Here is a 15825-nt window from a genome sequence, read left to right on the forward strand (position 1 = left end):
GCCGGAGATTACGCGCTCGGCCTGTTCTAGGCCAGAGGGTGTGATGTTCTCCTCTGCCGGCCCACTCAAATGTGGGAGGACCTCAGCAAATGTGTCTCGATTTCCTTGCGCCGCTCACCCAGCGACAGCCGCAGCCCCGGGTGGCGCAAGCACTGGCGCAGTTGCTCGGGCTGCAGCTGGCCGTAGCGGGCGTTGAGGTTTTCCAGGGCCTTGTCCCACCAGGCCGGCGCGCAGGCGCGGTCGAACTCATTGGGGTAGGGGTAGCAGCCATAGAGCAACTCGCGGGCGAACTGGCGCTCGTGCCTGGGTAGGGTCATGCTCAACGCCTTGTAGCCCAGGCGGTGCAGCGCGGGAGGCCGGGGTAGCTGGTCGTTGACCAGCTTGACGTCAGCCAGCGCCGCCTGGCCCAGCGGGTCGTGGCCGTGCTTGCGCAGCCAGGCCTGGATCTTGGCGCGGAATTGCGCCTTGCGGCTCCAGTAGTGGTGGATGACATCGGTGCATTCAGCCAGCTCCAGTTGGCGATAGGCCGCCACCGCCAGGCAGAACTCTTCGAGGGTATAGGCCTCGCGGGCGAGGGGGTAGAACTCGTCCATCATGGCGATGGAGCTGTCCAGTGTGCTGGCGTCCTCGGCCGTGAGGCCGATCACGCCGGAGTTGATCAGTGGCATCTGGCAGTCGGCCAGGCCCCGGCCTTGCAAAATGGTCAGCAGGTTCTTGTACAGCAGGCACTTCTGGTTCGCGCCGTAGCGCGGGCCGATGGCATTGCACAGCAGCTTGCCCGGGGCCACGCGGGCGAACAGTTGCAGTGGCGACGTGCGGAAAAAGGTGTCGGTGTCGATCAGCACCGCCAGCGGGTGTTGCTCCAGCACCTGGCGCAACAGCACGTGCTTGCTGCGAAAGTGATAACCGTGGGGGGCGTTCCATGCCTGGCGCGTGGCTTCGTCCAGCAGGTGGATGCTGACAGGCAGTTTGGCATAGGGCTGCGGGTTGTCGGTGTACACCTGGATGTCCATGGCTTCACGTGCCGTACCCAGGTGGGCAAGGGCGCTGACGATGCTGAAGCAGGCTTCCTGGTGATAGGTTGCCGGGCCAAAAGCCAGGTAGACAAGCTGTGGACGCGATGGCTGGGAATGCTGCATGGCAGGCAAGACCTGTGTAACCCGAAAATGAATAAGGCTTTAGTCTATGACCAAAGCCTTAATCATTTCTTAAGCAGACTTTGCCAAAAGATTTCAGCGCGGCAGCTTGAGGTTGTTCCAGATCGCCAGGCTCGGTTCGGCCTGGTTCAAGGTGTAGAAGTGCAGGCCCGGTGCGCCACCTTGCAGCAGCTGTTCGCACATGCGGGTGATCACTTCTTCGCCGAAGGCCTGGATGCTGGCGGTGTCGTCGGCATAGGCTTCCAGCTGCTTGCGGATCCAGCGCGGGATCTCGGCGCCACAGGCGTCGGAGAAACGGGCCAGCTTGCTGTAGTTGGTGATTGGCATGATGCCAGGCACCACCGGGATGTCCACGCCCAGCTTCTGTGCGCGCTCGACGAAGTAGAAGTAGCTGTCGGCGTTGAAGAAGTACTGGGTGATGGCGCTGTCGGCACCGGCCTTGACCTTGTGCACGAAGTTGGCCAGGTCGGCCTCGAAGTTGCGCGCCTGCGGGTGCATCTCAGGGTAGGCGGCCACTTCCAGGTGGAAGTGATCAGCTGTTTCCTGGCGGATGAACTCGACCAGGTCGCTGGCGTAGCGCAGTTCGCCACTGGCCATGCCCATGCCCGACGGCAGGTCGCCACGCAGGGCGACGATGCGCTTGATGCCGGCGGCCTTGTATTCGGCCAGCAGGGCGCGCAGGTCGTCCTTGGAGTCGCCCACGCACGACAGGTGCGGCGCGGCAGGTACCTTCACTTCGCTTTCCAGCTGCAGCACGGTGTTCAGCGTGCGGTCGCGGGTGGAGCCGCCGGCGCCGTAGGTGCAGGAGAAGAAGTCCGGGTTGTAGCTTGCCAGCTGGCGGGCGACGCCCATCAGCTTTTCGTGACCGGCGTCGGTCTTGGTGGGGAAGAACTCGAAACTGTAGCGGCGTTCTTGTGACATCACTCGTTCCTCAAGCAGCCTGCTTCACGCGGCAGGCTGCAAGTAAAAGCCAGGGCGGTGTGGGCCGGCCTGGCTTGGGCATCGTTGCGAAGCGTTGCCTGCGAACGCTTAGTAGCGGTAGGCGTGCGGCTTGAACGGGCCTTCGACGGTCACACCGATGTAGTCGGCTTGTTGCTGAGTCAGCTGGGTAACCACACCGCCGAAGCCGCGGACCATTTCCAGGGCCACTTCTTCGTCGAGTTTCTTCGGCAGCACTTCTACGGTCAGGCGCTCGGCCTTCTTCTCGGCCGACAGGTCGGCGAACTTCTGCTTGAACAGGAAGATCTGGGCCAGTACCTGGTTGGCGAACGAACCGTCCATGATGCGGCTTGGGTGGCCAGTGGCGTTACCCAGGTTGACCAGGCGGCCTTCGGCCAGCAGGATCAGGTAGTCGTCGTTCTGTGGGTCGAAGCTGCCAGCGCCGGTACGGTGGATCTTGTGTACCTGCGGCTTGACCTCTTCCCAGGCCCAGTTCTTGCGCATGAAGGCGGTGTCGATTTCGTTATCGAAGTGGCCGATGTTGCAGACCACGGCACGCTTCTTCAGGGCCTTGAGCATGTTGGCGTCGCAGACGTTGACGTTACCAGTGGTGGTGACGATCAGGTCGATCTTGCCCAGCAGGGCCTTGTCGATGCTGGCTTCGGTGCCGTTGTTGATGCCATCGATGAACGGCGAGACCAGCTCGAAGCCGTCCATGCAGGCCTGCATGGCGCAGATCGGGTCAACTTCGGTGACCTTCACGATCATGCCTTCCTGGCGCAGGGACTGGGCCGAGCCCTTGCCCACGTCACCGTAGCCGATCACCAGGGCTTGCTTGCCCGACAGCAGGTGGTCGGTGCCGCGCTTGATGGCGTCGTTCAGGCTGTGACGGCAGCCGTACTTGTTGTCGTTCTTGCTCTTGGTGACCGAGTCGTTGACGTTGATGGCCGGCACTTTCAGCTCGCCCTTGGCCAGCATGTCCAGCAGGCGGTGTACGCCGGTGGTGGTCTCTTCGGTCACGCCGTGTACGCGGTCCAGTACCTGTGGGTACTTCTTGTGCAGCAGCTCGGTCAGGTCGCCACCGTCGTCGAGGACCATGTTGGCGTCCCATGGCTGGCCATCTTTCAGGATGGTCTGCTCCAGGCACCACTCGTACTCTTCTTCGGTTTCACCTTTCCAGGCGAATACCGGAATGCCAGCGGCGGCGATGGACGCGGCGGCCTGGTCTTGAGTGGAGAAGATGTTGCAGGACGACCAGCGCACTTCGGCACCCAGGGCTACCAGGGTTTCGATCAGCACGGCGGTCTGGATGGTCATGTGGATGCAGCCCAGGATTTTCGCACCCTTGAGCGGCTGCTCGGCCAGGTACTTGCGACGCAGGCCCATCAGCGCAGGCATTTCCGATTCGGCAATGATGGTTTCGCGACGGCCCCAGGCGGCCAGGGAGATGTCGGCGACTTTGTAATCGGTAAAACCAGCAGGCATGTTTGCAGCGCTCATGAGAGCCTCCATTCGTAGTGTGCGAATGGGCGCCGTTGTGCGTTAAGCGCCCGCAAGAGCGAGCAACGCCCCATCCGAGCCTGACAGGCCTAGCCTGCTGCAGCGCCCCTCGGACAGGTGGCGGGCATGGCACCGCTGTGGGCAACCATGTGAAGCGGCGCAGATTATAGCCGCCCCCGCCCGCTTGCCCAAGGTTTTCTGTCGATTAATCGCGACGATAGTCGATGTTCAATGGAGTGATGGCGGCCGCTCTGCCATCATTGCTCTACGTTAGCCAAGCAGGTCAGGAGTACAGATGAACTTTCACACCCGCAAGTGGGTTAAACCCGAAGACCTCAACCCCAATGGCACCCTGTTCGGTGGCAGCCTGTTGCGCTGGATCGACGAAGAGGCGGCGATCTACGCCATCGTCCAGCTGGGCAACCAGCGCGTGGTAACCAAGTACATTTCGGAAATCAACTTCGTCAGCGCTTCGCGCCAAGGCGACATCATCGAGCTGGGCATCACCGCCACCGAGTTTGGTCGTACCTCGATCACGCTCAAGTGCGAAGTGCGCAACAAGATCAGCCGCAAGGCCATCCTCACGGTCGACAAGATGGTCTTCGTCAACCTGGGTGAAGACGGCCTGCCGGCGCCGCATGGGCGTACCGAGATCAAGTACATCCAGGACCAGTTCCCGGATTCTGCGGTGGAATGACGATTCTGGGGGCCGCAAAGCGGCCCCAGAATCTCAAGGCTGTGCGCTGACCTTGCGCACCACCCGCCCGATGCTCAACCCCTGCACCAGAATCGACGACAGCACCACGATGTAGGTGATCGACAGCAGCAGGTCACGCTCCTCGCCCAGCGGCAACGACAGCGCCAGGGCCACCGACACCCCACCCCGCAAGCCACCCCAGGTCAGCACCCGCACCGTGCCTTTCGGCACCGGGCGCCAGCGCCGCAGCAGCACAATGGCCGGGGCCACGGTCAGCAACCGCGACAGCAGCACCGCCAGCGCCAGCACGCCGCCGGCCGCCAGGTGCATCCAGTTGAACGGCAGCAGCAACAGCTCCAGGCCGATCAACGCGAACAACAAGGCGTTGAGCATGTCATCGATCAACTCCCAGAAACCGTCCATGTAGCGACGAGTCATGTCATTCATCGCCAGGTTACGCCCCAGGTTACCGATGATCAGGCCGGCCACCACCATGGCGATCGGCGCGGAGACATGCAGCTCGTAGCACATGGCCGAGCCACCAATGACCAGTGCCAGGGTCAGCATGACCTCGACCTGGTACTGCTCGACACTTTTGATCATGCGGTAGGTGGCGTAGCCGATCAGGCCGCCGAACACCACGCCACCGATGGCCTCCCGGGCGAACAGGATGGCGGTGTCGGTCATGCTCGGTGTTTCACCCAGCTGGATGATGCCCAGCAGCACGGTGAACACCACTACCGCCGTGCCATCGTTGAACAGCGACTCGCCAACGATAGTGGTTTTCAGCGGTTTGGAGGCGTTGGCGGTACGCAGCGCGCCCAGCACGGCAATCGGGTCGGTGGGGGAAATCAGCGCACCGAACAGCAGGCAGTAAATCAACGGCACCTGCCAGCCGAACAGGGCGAATACCCAGTGCGACAAGTAGCCGATAACCACGGTGGCGATCAGCACGCCCAATGTCGCCAGCAGGCCAATGGGCCAACGGTAGCTGCGCAGGTCGCTGAGGTTGACGTGCAGTGCGCCGGCAAACAGCAGGAAGGCCAGCATCCAGTGCATCAGCAGGTCGTTGAAATCGATCTGGTTCATCAAGCCTTCGACGCGTTCTTCCAGGCCCGGGAAGCCGATCAGGCTCAGGCCCTGCAGCATCAGGGAGAACAGCAATGCCGTGACCATCACGCCGATGGCGGGGGGCAGGCCGATGAAGCGGTAATTGACGTAGGTAAGAAGGGTGGTGAGGCAGATAAACGCGGCAACTAATTCAAGCATCCCGAATCCTGTAACAGTGGCTTCCAAGTCGTTACCCGAATGGCTCGGGCAGTTCTTTGATGACCTGGCGCGGGGTTCGGGACACAGGGTTTGACCGGATTCCCTTAAATCGTTCCCATGTCGGGGGCGCGGCGGCCCCCCGGAATGCCCTATATTCGAGCCCTTACAACCCTGCAAGGATAAGAAGGCGTGTTGGCAACATCCCTGGTGCTGGTCGCCGCCCTGCTGCATGCGACCTGGAATACCCTGATCAAATTCAGCGGCGAACGCCTGCTGGTAATCGCCAGCATGGACACGGTTGCACTCGCTTTCGCGGTGCTGGCCGTGGCGTTCGTCGATGTGCCGCCCGCTGAAATCTGGCCTTGGTTGATCGCTTCGGCACTCGCCGAGCAGTTGTACCGCTATTTGCTGATCCAGGCCTATCGCGTGGGCGACCTGGGGCTGGTCTATCCTCTGATGCGCGGCCTGTCACCATTGGTGGTGCTGGGGCTGACCCTGGCCTTCGCCGGGGAGTCGCTGAGCCAGCAGCAGATCATCGGCATCCTGTTGATCCCGTGTGGCATGGCCTGCCTGTTGTGGCAGGGCGGTGGTGGCGACCGGCTGCCTTGGTCGATGCTGCCGGTGGTTGCCCTGATTGGCCTGTGCATCGGCTGCTACACCTGGTTCGATGGCCAGGCGGTGCGCTTGTGGGGCAAGCCTTGGGACTACCTGGTGTGGTTGACCCTGCTCAGCGCCTGGCAATTTCCGCTGCTGGCCAGCGTGGCTCGGCGCGCGCCGTTCATGCTGTTCTGGCGAACACAATGGCGCCTGGGGCTGGCGGTGGGCTTTTGCGTATTGTTCAGCTACGCCCTGGTGCTCTGGGCCATGCATCTGGGGTCGGTGGCCGAGGCAGCTGCGTTGCGCGAGTTGAGCGTGATCCTGGTGGTGCTGCTGGGCATGCGCTACCTCAAAGAACCTTTTGGCGGGCCAAGACTCCTAGCTTGCGGGCTGGTCCTGGCAGGCATGCTGGTGATGAAGCTCTAACCCATTTTCGAACAAGGAGTCCTGAGCATGACCGTTGCCCTGTGGTGCATTTTGATCGCGCTGCTGTTGAATCCGCTGTGTGCCTTGATCGCCAAGGTGGCCAGCGGCCGCTTCGGCCTCAAGGACAACCATGATCCGCGCGCCTTCCTTGATACTTTGTCGGGTTTACCGCGGCGTGCGCATGCTGCGCAGCAGAACGGCTACGAGGCGTTTCCGGCGTTTGCCGCAGCGGTGCTGGTAGCGGACATCGTCGGCAATGCCGAGCAGGTGACGCAGGATGTGCTGGGGGTGATGTACATCACCAGCCGGCTGCTGTACATCATCTGCTATCTGGCGGATTGGGCTGCCTTGAGGTCGCTGGTGTGGTTTGCCGGGCTGGCGCTGATCGTGTCGTTCTTTGTGGTTTCCATCTGAAACAGAGTGGCCTTCTTCGCGGGCAAGCCCGCGAAGAATCCAGCGCCGATCAAGGCACTTTGGGTACTTCTGGCAGTGGCTGGCCCTTGGGCCACAGCATCCAGATCTGCCCCTGCTGCTTCATGTTCCCGGCCAGCTCGCCGGCTTGCGGCCCGGTACCCCAGAACAGGTCCGCACGCACCTCGCCAGCAATCGCCCCGCCCGTGTCCTGCGCCCCAACCGGGCGCACCACCGGCGAGCCATCCGGGCGAGTCGTGGACAGCCACAACAGGCTACCCAGCGGTATCACCTTGCGGTCGATGGCCACGCTGTAGCCGGCAGTCAGCGGCACATTCAGCGACCCGCGCGGGCCCTCGTTGCTGTCCGGGCGGGTGCTGAAGAACACGTAGCTGGGGTTGCTGGCCAGCAGTTCCGGCACGCGCTGCGGGTTGGCCTGGGCCCAGGCATGAATCGCGCCCATGCTCACCTCTTCTTTTTTCAGCTGGCCCTGTTCCACCAGCCAGCGGCCGATTGGCCGGTAGGGGTGGCCGTTCTGGTCGGCGTAGCCCAGGCGCAGTTGCCGACCGTCCTCCAGCTGGACGCGGCCGGAGCCCTGGATCTGCAGGAACTGCAGGTCCATCGGGTCGGTCAGCCAGGCCAGCACCGGCGCCTTGACGCCGTCACGGTTGATCACCTCGGCAGTGTCGTAAGGCTTGAGCACCCGGCCATCGAGGCGACCGCGCAGGCGTTTGCCCTTCAGCTCGGGGTACACGCTGGCCAGGTCGACCACGATCATGTCCTCAGGAATGCCATAAACCGCCACATGGTTGGTCGACGACTGCTTCAGGCTGCCGGGGTAGACCGGCTCGTAGTAACCGGTGATCAGGCCGTTGGCGTTGTTCTCGGCAGAGCGCAGGCCGTACACCTCCAGGTTCTGCTCCAGAAAGGTGCGCACTTGCGCGGCGCTTGCCGTGGCGCTTCCGGCCGCTTCACAGGTGGCAGCCCACACGGGGTCGCGCTTGAGCTTCTCGCAGCCGCTACGCCAGGCGTAAAAGCCGGCCAACAGGTCTTCATCGCTGACCGCCGGCAGGTCTTTCCAGGTGGCCGGGGCATAGGTGGCGATGGCGTGGGGCTCGGGCTTGGCGTTCTCGCCGCCATTGCAGCCGGCCAGCAACGCCAGTACAGGGAGTGTCCAGGCCAGATGGCGCAGGGCAGATTTCATGAGTGCATTCCTGTCATGGGCGAACATGAAGATTCACCCCTGTAATTTATGTGGCTATTGGTCTTTGGCCCTTGGGCAGCGATACTGGCCGCCCATTTGCGTAGGCCGAAGTGAGCGTGATGTTGAAGCGATTGACCGTTGTTCTGCTGGCAGCACTGGCCCTGGGCGGTTGTGACCGGGTTGACCCGAACTCGCCGCTGGGCAAGCGCAAGGTGATCTTCAAGGACATGCTCAAGACCAGCGAAGACCTGGGTGGCATGCTGCGTGGCCGGTTGCCGTTCGACGGGGTGAAGTTTGCCGAAGGTGCGCTGAAGCTGGACGGCCTTGCCCATCAACCCTGGCAGCACTTTCCTCAGGTACGCGATGGCGGCGACAGCGCCGCCCGTGCCGAGGTATGGGAGCGCCAAGCGCGTTTTCATGACCTGGCCCGGCAACTGGAGGGCGTTACCGGCGAACTGGTCGGTGTAACCCGCAGCCAGCCGCTGGATGCCGCGCAGTTGAAGGCGCCGATGGACAAGGTCGAAGCGGCGTGCAAGGCCTGTCATACCGAATTCCGCAATCACTGAACACTGCATCGCTTTTACATACCAGCGCATAACTGTCTGATCTAGCAGGAACCCTGTGGGAGCGGGCTTGCCCGCGAACACCGGCGAAGCCGGTGCCATACACCGCGTCGCATTCTTCGCGGGCAAGCCCGCTCCCACAGGGTTAAGCGGTGCCTGATCAAGCTATGTTCGTCTTATCAGCGATCCAGGTCGTCGACTGCTTCCTGCAATTCTTTACGCGACTCGGCCAGCTTGTCCTTGCGCTTGTTGATCTTCTCGGCGTCGCCTTTCTTCTCGGCCTTCTTCAAGTCTTTTTCCCGCTGCGCCACTTCATGGCGGGCGTCGAGCACCTTCTGCTCACGTTCCTTGCGCAGGCTGGCGTCGGTGCAGTTGTCCACCCCGCGCAGGGCTTCTTCCAACCCTGCAACCTGGTCGCTGTTGCCATGGTCACGGGCAATCTTCAGCTGGTTTTCGATGGCACTGCGCTTGGCGGCGCAGCCGGTCAGGCCGGCATCCGGCTGGGCAGCCTGTGCGGTGCCTGCGGCCAGGCCAAGTGTCGCGAGCAGCAAAAGGGTCGAAATACGTTTCATGAAAAGCCTCCTGGACGGGGCGGGGCAGCAAAAGTTGGTGGAAATCCTGCCTTGGTTTTGCCCATTTAGGAACCCTTGTCGGCTTTTTCCGGAGCAATCTCAGGGTTTCCCTACAAGTAAATTGGTAAAAAATCATTGCTCGATGGGTTCGCTGCCATTCTGGAACCCGTTGATCCCTGCCAGGGCCAGCTCTGCGGCAAGGGCTTGAACCTCATTGGCAGCAAAAAACGCCGCCAGTTGCTGCCCACGCTTTTCGCCAATCCCGGCCAAGGCTTGCCATTCACGGCTGCTGCGTTTTTCCAGCCCTGGCCAGTCGCCTGCCAGTTGCAGGCTCGACGGTAGGGGTGTGCCCAGCCCGCGCAACCATTGGGCAAAAGGCCGTGAGCGGGCCGCATCGAAGCTGCTCGCCAACTGCACAGATGTCGCATCACTGATGCCTGCCACCTGGCCCAGGCGCTCGGCATCCAGATGCAACCAGTCGGCCATCGATGTCACTAGCCCGGCGTCCACCAGCCGGCGCCAGGTGCCAGGCCCGGTGCGTGGCAAGGCCAGCCCGTGTTTACCGCTGAGCCACGTCAGGCGGGCAATGAACTGCTCCTCGCAGCCCTCGCTGGCCTGCCAGCAAGTGTGGGCGTGGTACCGGTCGGGCGCCGGCGCGCTGACCGCCTGGCGTTCGACTGCGCGATGCACCACCTGCTCCAGGCGTGGGATGGTCAGGCCGGCCAGGCTGATGGCCACTTGGTCTCCGGGGCGGATGTCGAGGCTGTGCCAGCGCGCCAGCGAGCCCAGGCTCACCTGGGTAATGCGCCGGTCGTCCAGGGTGACCGGCAGCAATTGCAAAACTGGCGTGACCTTGCCGGTGCGACCGACCCGGAAGCGTACGTCACGCACTTCGGCCAAGGCCTGTGCATAGGGGTACTTCCAGGCCGCGATCCAGTAAGGCGCCTTGGCTTGCCAGCGCTCTGCCGGCGGCCGACTGCCCTGGCGCAGCACCACACCATCGGTGGCGAAAGGCAGGGCAGAGCGGTACCAGTGGTCGCGCCAATGGGCGGCCTCGTCCGTGGTGCCTATGGCGATGCTGTAGCGCAGGCTTTCCGGAAAGCCCAGTTGCGCCAGTTGCTTGAGGCGCTCAGCCTGCTGGCTGGGGCCGTGCGGCCAGTCCCAGACGAACAGGCCGATGCCGGCGCCTTGTTCAGTTGTCAGCTGTTTGCGTGCGAGCAGCCCGGCCACGGTGCCGCGGGCGTTGGCGCTGCCTGCCCGGGCTTGCACATGCTGGTCCAGGCGCAGATACAACTCACCCTGCAATTGCAGGTCGATTGCCTGAGGCAACTGCCGGGTGAGGGTGCCTAGCTGGGGAATGTGCCGGCTCCAGTCGTGCCCCTGCACGCCGTCTCCGCGACTGACCAACTGCACCAGCTGGCCTTGCCGATAGGTGAGCGAGACGGCAACACCGTCGATCTTGGGCTGCACCCATACACCGGTCTTGCCGACCAGCCAACGTGCGACGGCCTGGCGATCAGCCAGCTTGTCGATGCCGGTATGCGGTACCGCGTGAGGGATCGGGCCTCGCGCGCTGGCCAAGGGGGATGGAGCGGTGGCCAGGCCAAAGCATTGCTGCAAATGCTCCAGGCGTAGGCGGCTCTGGTCGTAAAGCGCGTCGGCCACCAGCGCAACACCTTGTCGGTGGTAGTGATCATCCCAGCGGGCAAGTGTGGCCCGCAGTTGCGCTGCTTCGGCGTCGACGTGTTGTGCAGACCAGTCGGGGCACTGCTCGGCCCGGGCCATTGGGGCCTGCAGCAACAGCAGCAGGGTAAGCAACAAAGGGTGAAGCATGGCCAGCATCCTTGCGTGGCGTGTAGGAGCCCCCAGCCTAGGCAGGTTTGCTGGTGCTTGCCGCAGCGAGATTGTCAGCCGATATGTCACAAAAAAGCCCCTGCCGATCACTCGGCAGGGGCTTTCGCCAGGCGCTGTAGGAAGCTTACAGGCCGGCAGCGTCACGCAGCGACTGGGCGCGGTCGGTGCGCTCCCAGGTGAAGGTGGTGAAGGTGTCGTCGCCGACAGTCTTCTGCTGCGGGGTGCGACCGAAGTGGCCGTAGGCAGCGGTTTCCTGGTACATCGGGTGCAGCAGGTCGAGCATGGTGGTGATGGCGTACGGACGCAGGTCGAAGCACTCGCGCACCAGCTGGATGATCTTGTCGTCGGAAACCTTGCCGGTGCCGAAGGTGTTGATCGAGATGGAGGTCGGCTGGGCCACGCCAATGGCGTACGACACCTGGATCTCGCAACGCTCTGCCAGGCCGGCGGCAACGATGTTCTTGGCCACGTAGCGGCCGGCGTAGGCGGCGGAACGGTCGACCTTGGACGGGTCCTTGCCGGAGAACGCGCCACCACCGTGGCGGGCCATGCCGCCGTAGGAGTCGACGATGATCTTGCGGCCGGTCAGGCCACAGTCACCCACCGGGCCGCCGATGATGAAGTTGCCGGTCGGGTTGATGTGGTACTGGGTGCCCTTGTGCAGCAGCTCGGCAGGCAGGGTGTGCTTGACGATCAGCTCCATCACGGCTTCTTGCAGGTCTTTCTGCGACACCTCAGGGTTGTGCTGGGTCGACAGCACCACGGCGTCGATACCGACCACCTTGCCGTTTTCGTAGCGGCAGGTGACCTGCGACTTGGCATCCGGGCGCAGCCACGGCAGCAGGCCGGATTTGCGCGCTTCGGCCTGGCGCTCGACCAGGCGGTGCGAGAAGCAGATCGGTGCCGGCATCAGCACTTCGGTTTCGTTGCTGGCATAGCCGAACATCAGGCCCTGGTCGCCAGCGCCCTGGTCTTCAGGCTTGGAGCGGTCCACGCCCTGGGCGATGTCCACCGACTGCTTGCCGATGATGTTCATCACGGCGCAGGTGGCACCGTCGAAGCCGACGTCGGAGCTGTTGTAGCCGATGTCGATGATGACTTTACGCACCAGGTCTTCCAGGTCGACCCAGGCCGAAGTGGTGACTTCGCCGGCGATGATGGCGACACCGGTCTTGACCAGGGTTTCGCAGGCCACGCGGGCGTATTTGTCCTGGGCGATGATGGCATCGAGGACAGCGTCCGAAATCTGGTCGGCGATCTTGTCCGGATGCCCTTCGGACACGGACTCGGAGGTGAAAAGGGAGTATTCGCTCATCTCGAAGGTTCCTGAAATTTACCGATGGTGTATGTCGCCAGCCGTCCGCTGGAAATGGCGGACCTGGATCTGGAAACCGTTACGCAAGCCTACGTACAGGCTGTCCCCGTGGGCGAGCCCGGCAGCGTTGGCCCAGCGGGCCAGGTCGTCCTGCTCGAAGCCAAGCCACAGGTCGCCGCAGGCTTCACGCGCCCACCCCTGGTCATGGCTGCACAGTTCGGTGACCAGCAGGCTGCCGCCTGCCTTTACCCGTTTGGCCAGCTGGCGCAAGGCCAGGGCCGGGTCGCTGAAATGGTGCAGCACCATGTTCAGCACAACGCAGTCGGCGGCCACATCCGTTGCATCCAGTGCATCGGCCAACTGCAGGTTGACGTTGTGAAGCCCTTCGCGTTGGCACACCTGGCGCGCCAGCTCAAGCATGGTCGGGCTGTTGTCCAGGGCGGTGACGTGGGCAAAGCGCCGGGCCAGGTCTGGCAGGAAGCCGCCGTCGCCGGGGCCAACCTCCAAGGCGCTGGCGGCCGGGTCGAAATTGAGTTTGTCGAGCAGTGTCAGCAGGCTTTCGCGGTATTGCGGCAGGCCGGCGATCAGGTCTTGCTGGGCGCGGAATTTCTCTTCCACACGCAGGAAGAAGTCCTGGCTGGTGGCCGCGCGGCGTTGTTGCACCTGGGCGATCCGCGCTTGCACGTCAGGCGGCAGGGCCATGTCATCCACTTCTTCAAGCAATGCCGCGTGCAGCCGGCCACCCAGGCGCAGGCCATCGGGCAGGGCGCGGCGGTAAAAGATGGCGTTGCCTTCGCGACGGGTTGCCACCAGCTCGGCCTGGGCCAGCACCTTCAGGTGGTGGCTCATGCCCGACTGGCCGATGTCGAAGATCTGCGCCAGTTCCAGCACACCGAAAGAGTCGTTGGCCAGGGCGCGCAATACGTTCAGGCGCAGCGCGTCGCCACTGGCCTTGCACAGGGCGGCCAATGCTTCGCGTTGCTCGGGGATCGATTGCGCACGGAGGTTCATGGGGCGGCAGTCTAGACAGGCATCAATGCCCTAGCAAGGCCAATATCAAAAAGTTTTGATATTGAGTGATGGGCGGGGCGGTTATCCCGGTTTTGCCCCGAATTGAAGGCCAATCACAGGAAAATCCCCCGACTGCGACCATACGTCATTGCCCCAAGCCCCCCCAGTGGGCGAAAATGGCCGCCTTTTTTCGTGACACCACCTATTCAAGCCCCCCAGGAGATCAGCGATGCCCAGCCGTCGTGAACGTGCCAACGCCATTCGTGCCCTCAGCATGGATGCCGTGCAAAAGGCCAACAGCGGCCACCCAGGTGCCCCTATGGGCATGGCGGATATCGCCGAAGTGCTTTGGCGCGACTATCTGAAGCACAACCCGAGCAACCCGAGCTTCGCTGACCGTGACCGCTTCGTGCTGTCCAACGGCCACGGCTCGATGCTGATCTACTCGCTGCTGCACCTGACCGGCTACGACGTCACCATCGATGACATCAAAGGCTTCCGTCAGCTGCACAGCCGCACCCCGGGCCACCCGGAATACGGCTACACCCCAGGCGTCGAGACCACCACCGGCCCACTGGGCCAGGGTATCGCCAACGCCGTGGGCTTCGCCCTGGCCGAAAAAGTACTGGCTGCCCAGTTCAACCGTGAAGGCCACACCATCGTCGACCACAACACCTACGTGTTCCTGGGCGATGGCTGCATGATGGAAGGTATCTCCCACGAAGTCGCCTCGCTGGCCGGCACTCTGGGCCTGAACAAGCTGATCGCCTTCTACGACGACAACGGCATCTCCATCGACGGTGAAGTGCACGGCTGGTTCACCGACAACACCCCGGCGCGCTTCGAAGCATACAACTGGCAGGTGATTCGCAACGTCGACGGCCACGATGCCGAAGAAATCAAGATGGCCATCGAGACGGCGCGCAAGAGCGACCGCCCGACCCTGATCTGCTGCAAGACCATCATCGGCTTCGGTTCGCCGAACAAGCAGGGCAAGGAAGACTGCCACGGTGCCCCGCTGGGCAACGACGAAATCGCCCTGGCCCGCAAGGAACTGAACTGGAACCACGGTCCGTTCGAAATCCCGGCCGACATCTATGCCGAGTGGGACGCCAAGGCCGCTGGTGCCAAGGCTGAAGCTGACTGGAACCAGCGTTTCGACGCCTACGCCAAGGCCTTCCCGGAACTGGCTGCCGAATTCAAGCGCCGTGACAGCGGCGAGTTGCCGGCCGACTTCAGCGAGAAGGCCCAGGCCTACATCAACGAAGTGGCCGCCAAGGGCGAAACCATTGCCAGCCGCAAGGCCAGCCAGAACGCCCTGAACGCCTTTGGCCCACTGCTGCCCGAGTTCCTGGGTGGCTCGGCTGACCTGGCAGGCTCCAACCTGACCCTGTGGAAGGGCTGCAAGGGCGTCGAAGCCAATGACGCCAGCGGCAACTACGTGTTCTACGGCGTGCGCGAGTTCGGCATGACCGCCATCATGAACGGCGTTGCCCTGCACGGTGGCCTGGTGCCTTACGGCGCGACTTTCCTGATGTTCATGGAATACGCCCGCAACGCCGTGCGTATGTCGGCACTGATGAAGCAGCGTGTGATCCACGTCTATACCCACGACTCCATCGGCCTGGGTGAAGACGGCCCGACTCACCAGCCAATCGAGCAACTGACCAGCCTGCGCAGCACGCCGAACCTGGACACCTGGCGCCCGGCCGACGCGGTGGAATCCGCCGTGTCCTGGAAAAGTGCCCTGGAGCGCAAGGACGGCCCTTCGGCACTGATCTTCTCGCGCCAGAACCTGCAGCACCAGGCACGTGACGCCCAGCAGATCGCCGACATCAGCCGTGGTGGCTACGTGCTCAAGGATTGTGCTGGCGAGCCTGAGCTGATCCTGATCGCCACCGGTTCCGAAGTGGGCCTGGCCGTTCAGGCGTTCGACAAGCTGACCGAGCAAGGCCGCAAGGTGCGCGTGGTTTCCATGCCGTGCACCAGCGTGTTCGATGCCCAGGACGCTGCCTACAAGCAGTCGGTGCTGCCGCTGGAAGTGGGTGCGCGTATCGCCATCGAAGCGGCCCACGCCGACTTCTGGTACAAGTACGTCGGCCTGGAAGGCCGTATCATCGGCATGACCACCTACGGTGAGTCGGCGCCGGCTTCGGCACTGTTCGAAGAGTTCGGCTTCACCCTGGAGAACATCCTCGGTACTGCCGAAGAGCTGCTGGAAGACTGATACAAGGAAGGCGAGGGCCTTTGGCCCTCGTTCGCGGCACAAGGCCGCTCCTACAGGGTATTGCGTACGCCGTCCCCTGTAGG

The 15825-nt window shown here is 63.1% G+C and carries 14 protein-coding genes and 1 riboswitch; of the genes, 5 read left to right on the forward strand and 9 right to left on the reverse strand.

The features are described 5' to 3' along the window. Positions 1–65 precede the first annotated feature (65 nt). The 3 genes from FHW75_RS02680 to ahcY form a co-directional block, all read right to left on the reverse strand. A complete protein-coding gene (locus FHW75_RS02680; protein ID WP_027614855.1) occupies positions 66–1139 on the reverse strand; it encodes a hypothetical protein in 1074 nt (357 codons plus the stop codon). Between the two features lie 93 nt (positions 1140–1232). Continuing rightward, positions 1233–2078 carry a methylenetetrahydrofolate reductase [NAD(P)H] gene (gene metF, locus FHW75_RS02685; RefSeq protein ID WP_016712399.1) on the reverse strand — a complete coding sequence of 282 codons (846 nt, stop codon included), beginning with the start codon at positions 2076–2078 and terminating at the stop codon, positions 1233–1235. Positions 2079–2186: 108 nt separating this feature from the next. Further along, positions 2187–3596, reverse strand: coding sequence for an adenosylhomocysteinase (ahcY, locus tag FHW75_RS02690; protein WP_183673097.1), 1410 nt, complete (start codon positions 3594–3596; stop codon positions 2187–2189). 20 nt (positions 3597–3616) lie between these two features. Further along, a riboswitch (S-adenosyl-L-homocysteine riboswitch) is annotated at positions 3617–3713 on the reverse strand. A gap of 178 nt (positions 3714–3891) precedes the next feature. Between ahcY and FHW75_RS02695 the strand changes: the two genes are divergently transcribed. Then, complete coding sequence (locus FHW75_RS02695) at positions 3892–4293, forward strand: acyl-CoA thioesterase (RefSeq protein WP_016712397.1); 402 nt, start codon at positions 3892–3894, stop codon at positions 4291–4293. A 33-nt stretch (positions 4294–4326) separates the two neighbouring features. Here FHW75_RS02695 and FHW75_RS02700 read toward each other — a convergent pair whose 3' ends face one another. Beyond that, positions 4327–5562 (reverse strand): sodium:proton antiporter, encoded by a 1236-nt coding sequence (locus FHW75_RS02700; RefSeq protein ID WP_016712396.1) that lies wholly within the window; start codon positions 5560–5562, stop codon positions 4327–4329. 189 nt (positions 5563–5751) lie between these two features. Between FHW75_RS02700 and FHW75_RS02705 the strand changes: the two genes are divergently transcribed. Beyond that, complete coding sequence (locus tag FHW75_RS02705; protein WP_016712395.1) at positions 5752–6585, forward strand: EamA family transporter; 834 nt, start codon at positions 5752–5754, stop codon at positions 6583–6585. A gap of 27 nt (positions 6586–6612) precedes the next feature. Further along, positions 6613–6999, forward strand: a complete 387-nt coding sequence (locus FHW75_RS02710; RefSeq protein ID WP_019096159.1) for an MAPEG family protein — start codon at positions 6613–6615, stop codon at positions 6997–6999. A gap of 49 nt (positions 7000–7048) precedes the next feature. Here FHW75_RS02710 and FHW75_RS02715 read toward each other — a convergent pair whose 3' ends face one another. Then, complete coding sequence (locus FHW75_RS02715) at positions 7049–8200, reverse strand: murein transglycosylase A (RefSeq protein ID WP_016712393.1); 1152 nt, start codon at positions 8198–8200, stop codon at positions 7049–7051. A gap of 119 nt (positions 8201–8319) precedes the next feature. Here FHW75_RS02715 and FHW75_RS02720 point away from each other — a divergent pair, with 119 nt between their 5' ends. Further along, a complete protein-coding gene (locus tag FHW75_RS02720; RefSeq protein WP_183673099.1) occupies positions 8320–8766 on the forward strand; it encodes a cytochrome c in 447 nt (148 codons plus the stop codon). Between the two features lie 176 nt (positions 8767–8942). On the opposite strand, the gene FHW75_RS02725 is transcribed toward FHW75_RS02720, so the two are convergent. The 4 genes from FHW75_RS02725 to FHW75_RS02740 form a co-directional block, all read right to left on the reverse strand. Then, a complete protein-coding gene (locus FHW75_RS02725; protein WP_016712391.1) occupies positions 8943–9335 on the reverse strand; it encodes a DUF1090 domain-containing protein in 393 nt (130 codons plus the stop codon). 132 nt (positions 9336–9467) lie between these two features. After that, the gene (ligB, locus tag FHW75_RS02730; RefSeq protein WP_183673101.1) at positions 9468–11168 is read right to left on the reverse strand and encodes an NAD-dependent DNA ligase LigB; all 1701 of its coding nucleotides are present in this window, start codon (positions 11166–11168) and stop codon (positions 9468–9470) included. Positions 11169–11313: 145 nt separating this feature from the next. Further along, positions 11314–12504: a methionine adenosyltransferase gene (gene metK, locus FHW75_RS02735; protein ID WP_003249375.1), complete on the reverse strand. Its 1191-nt coding sequence runs from the start codon at positions 12502–12504 to the stop codon at positions 11314–11316. 18 nt (positions 12505–12522) lie between these two features. Then, positions 12523–13515, reverse strand: coding sequence for a metalloregulator ArsR/SmtB family transcription factor (locus FHW75_RS02740; RefSeq protein ID WP_019097662.1), 993 nt, complete (start codon positions 13513–13515; stop codon positions 12523–12525). 229 nt (positions 13516–13744) lie between these two features. Here FHW75_RS02740 and tkt point away from each other — a divergent pair, with 229 nt between their 5' ends. Beyond that, a complete protein-coding gene (tkt, locus tag FHW75_RS02745) occupies positions 13745–15742 on the forward strand; it encodes a transketolase (RefSeq protein ID WP_019097663.1) in 1998 nt (665 codons plus the stop codon). The last annotated feature ends 83 nt before the right edge of the window (positions 15743–15825 follow it).

Origin of the sequence: Pseudomonas sp. OG7 (genome assembly GCF_014192825.1) — a bacterium.
Lineage (GTDB): Bacteria > Pseudomonadota > Gammaproteobacteria > Pseudomonadales > Pseudomonadaceae > Aquipseudomonas > Aquipseudomonas monteilii.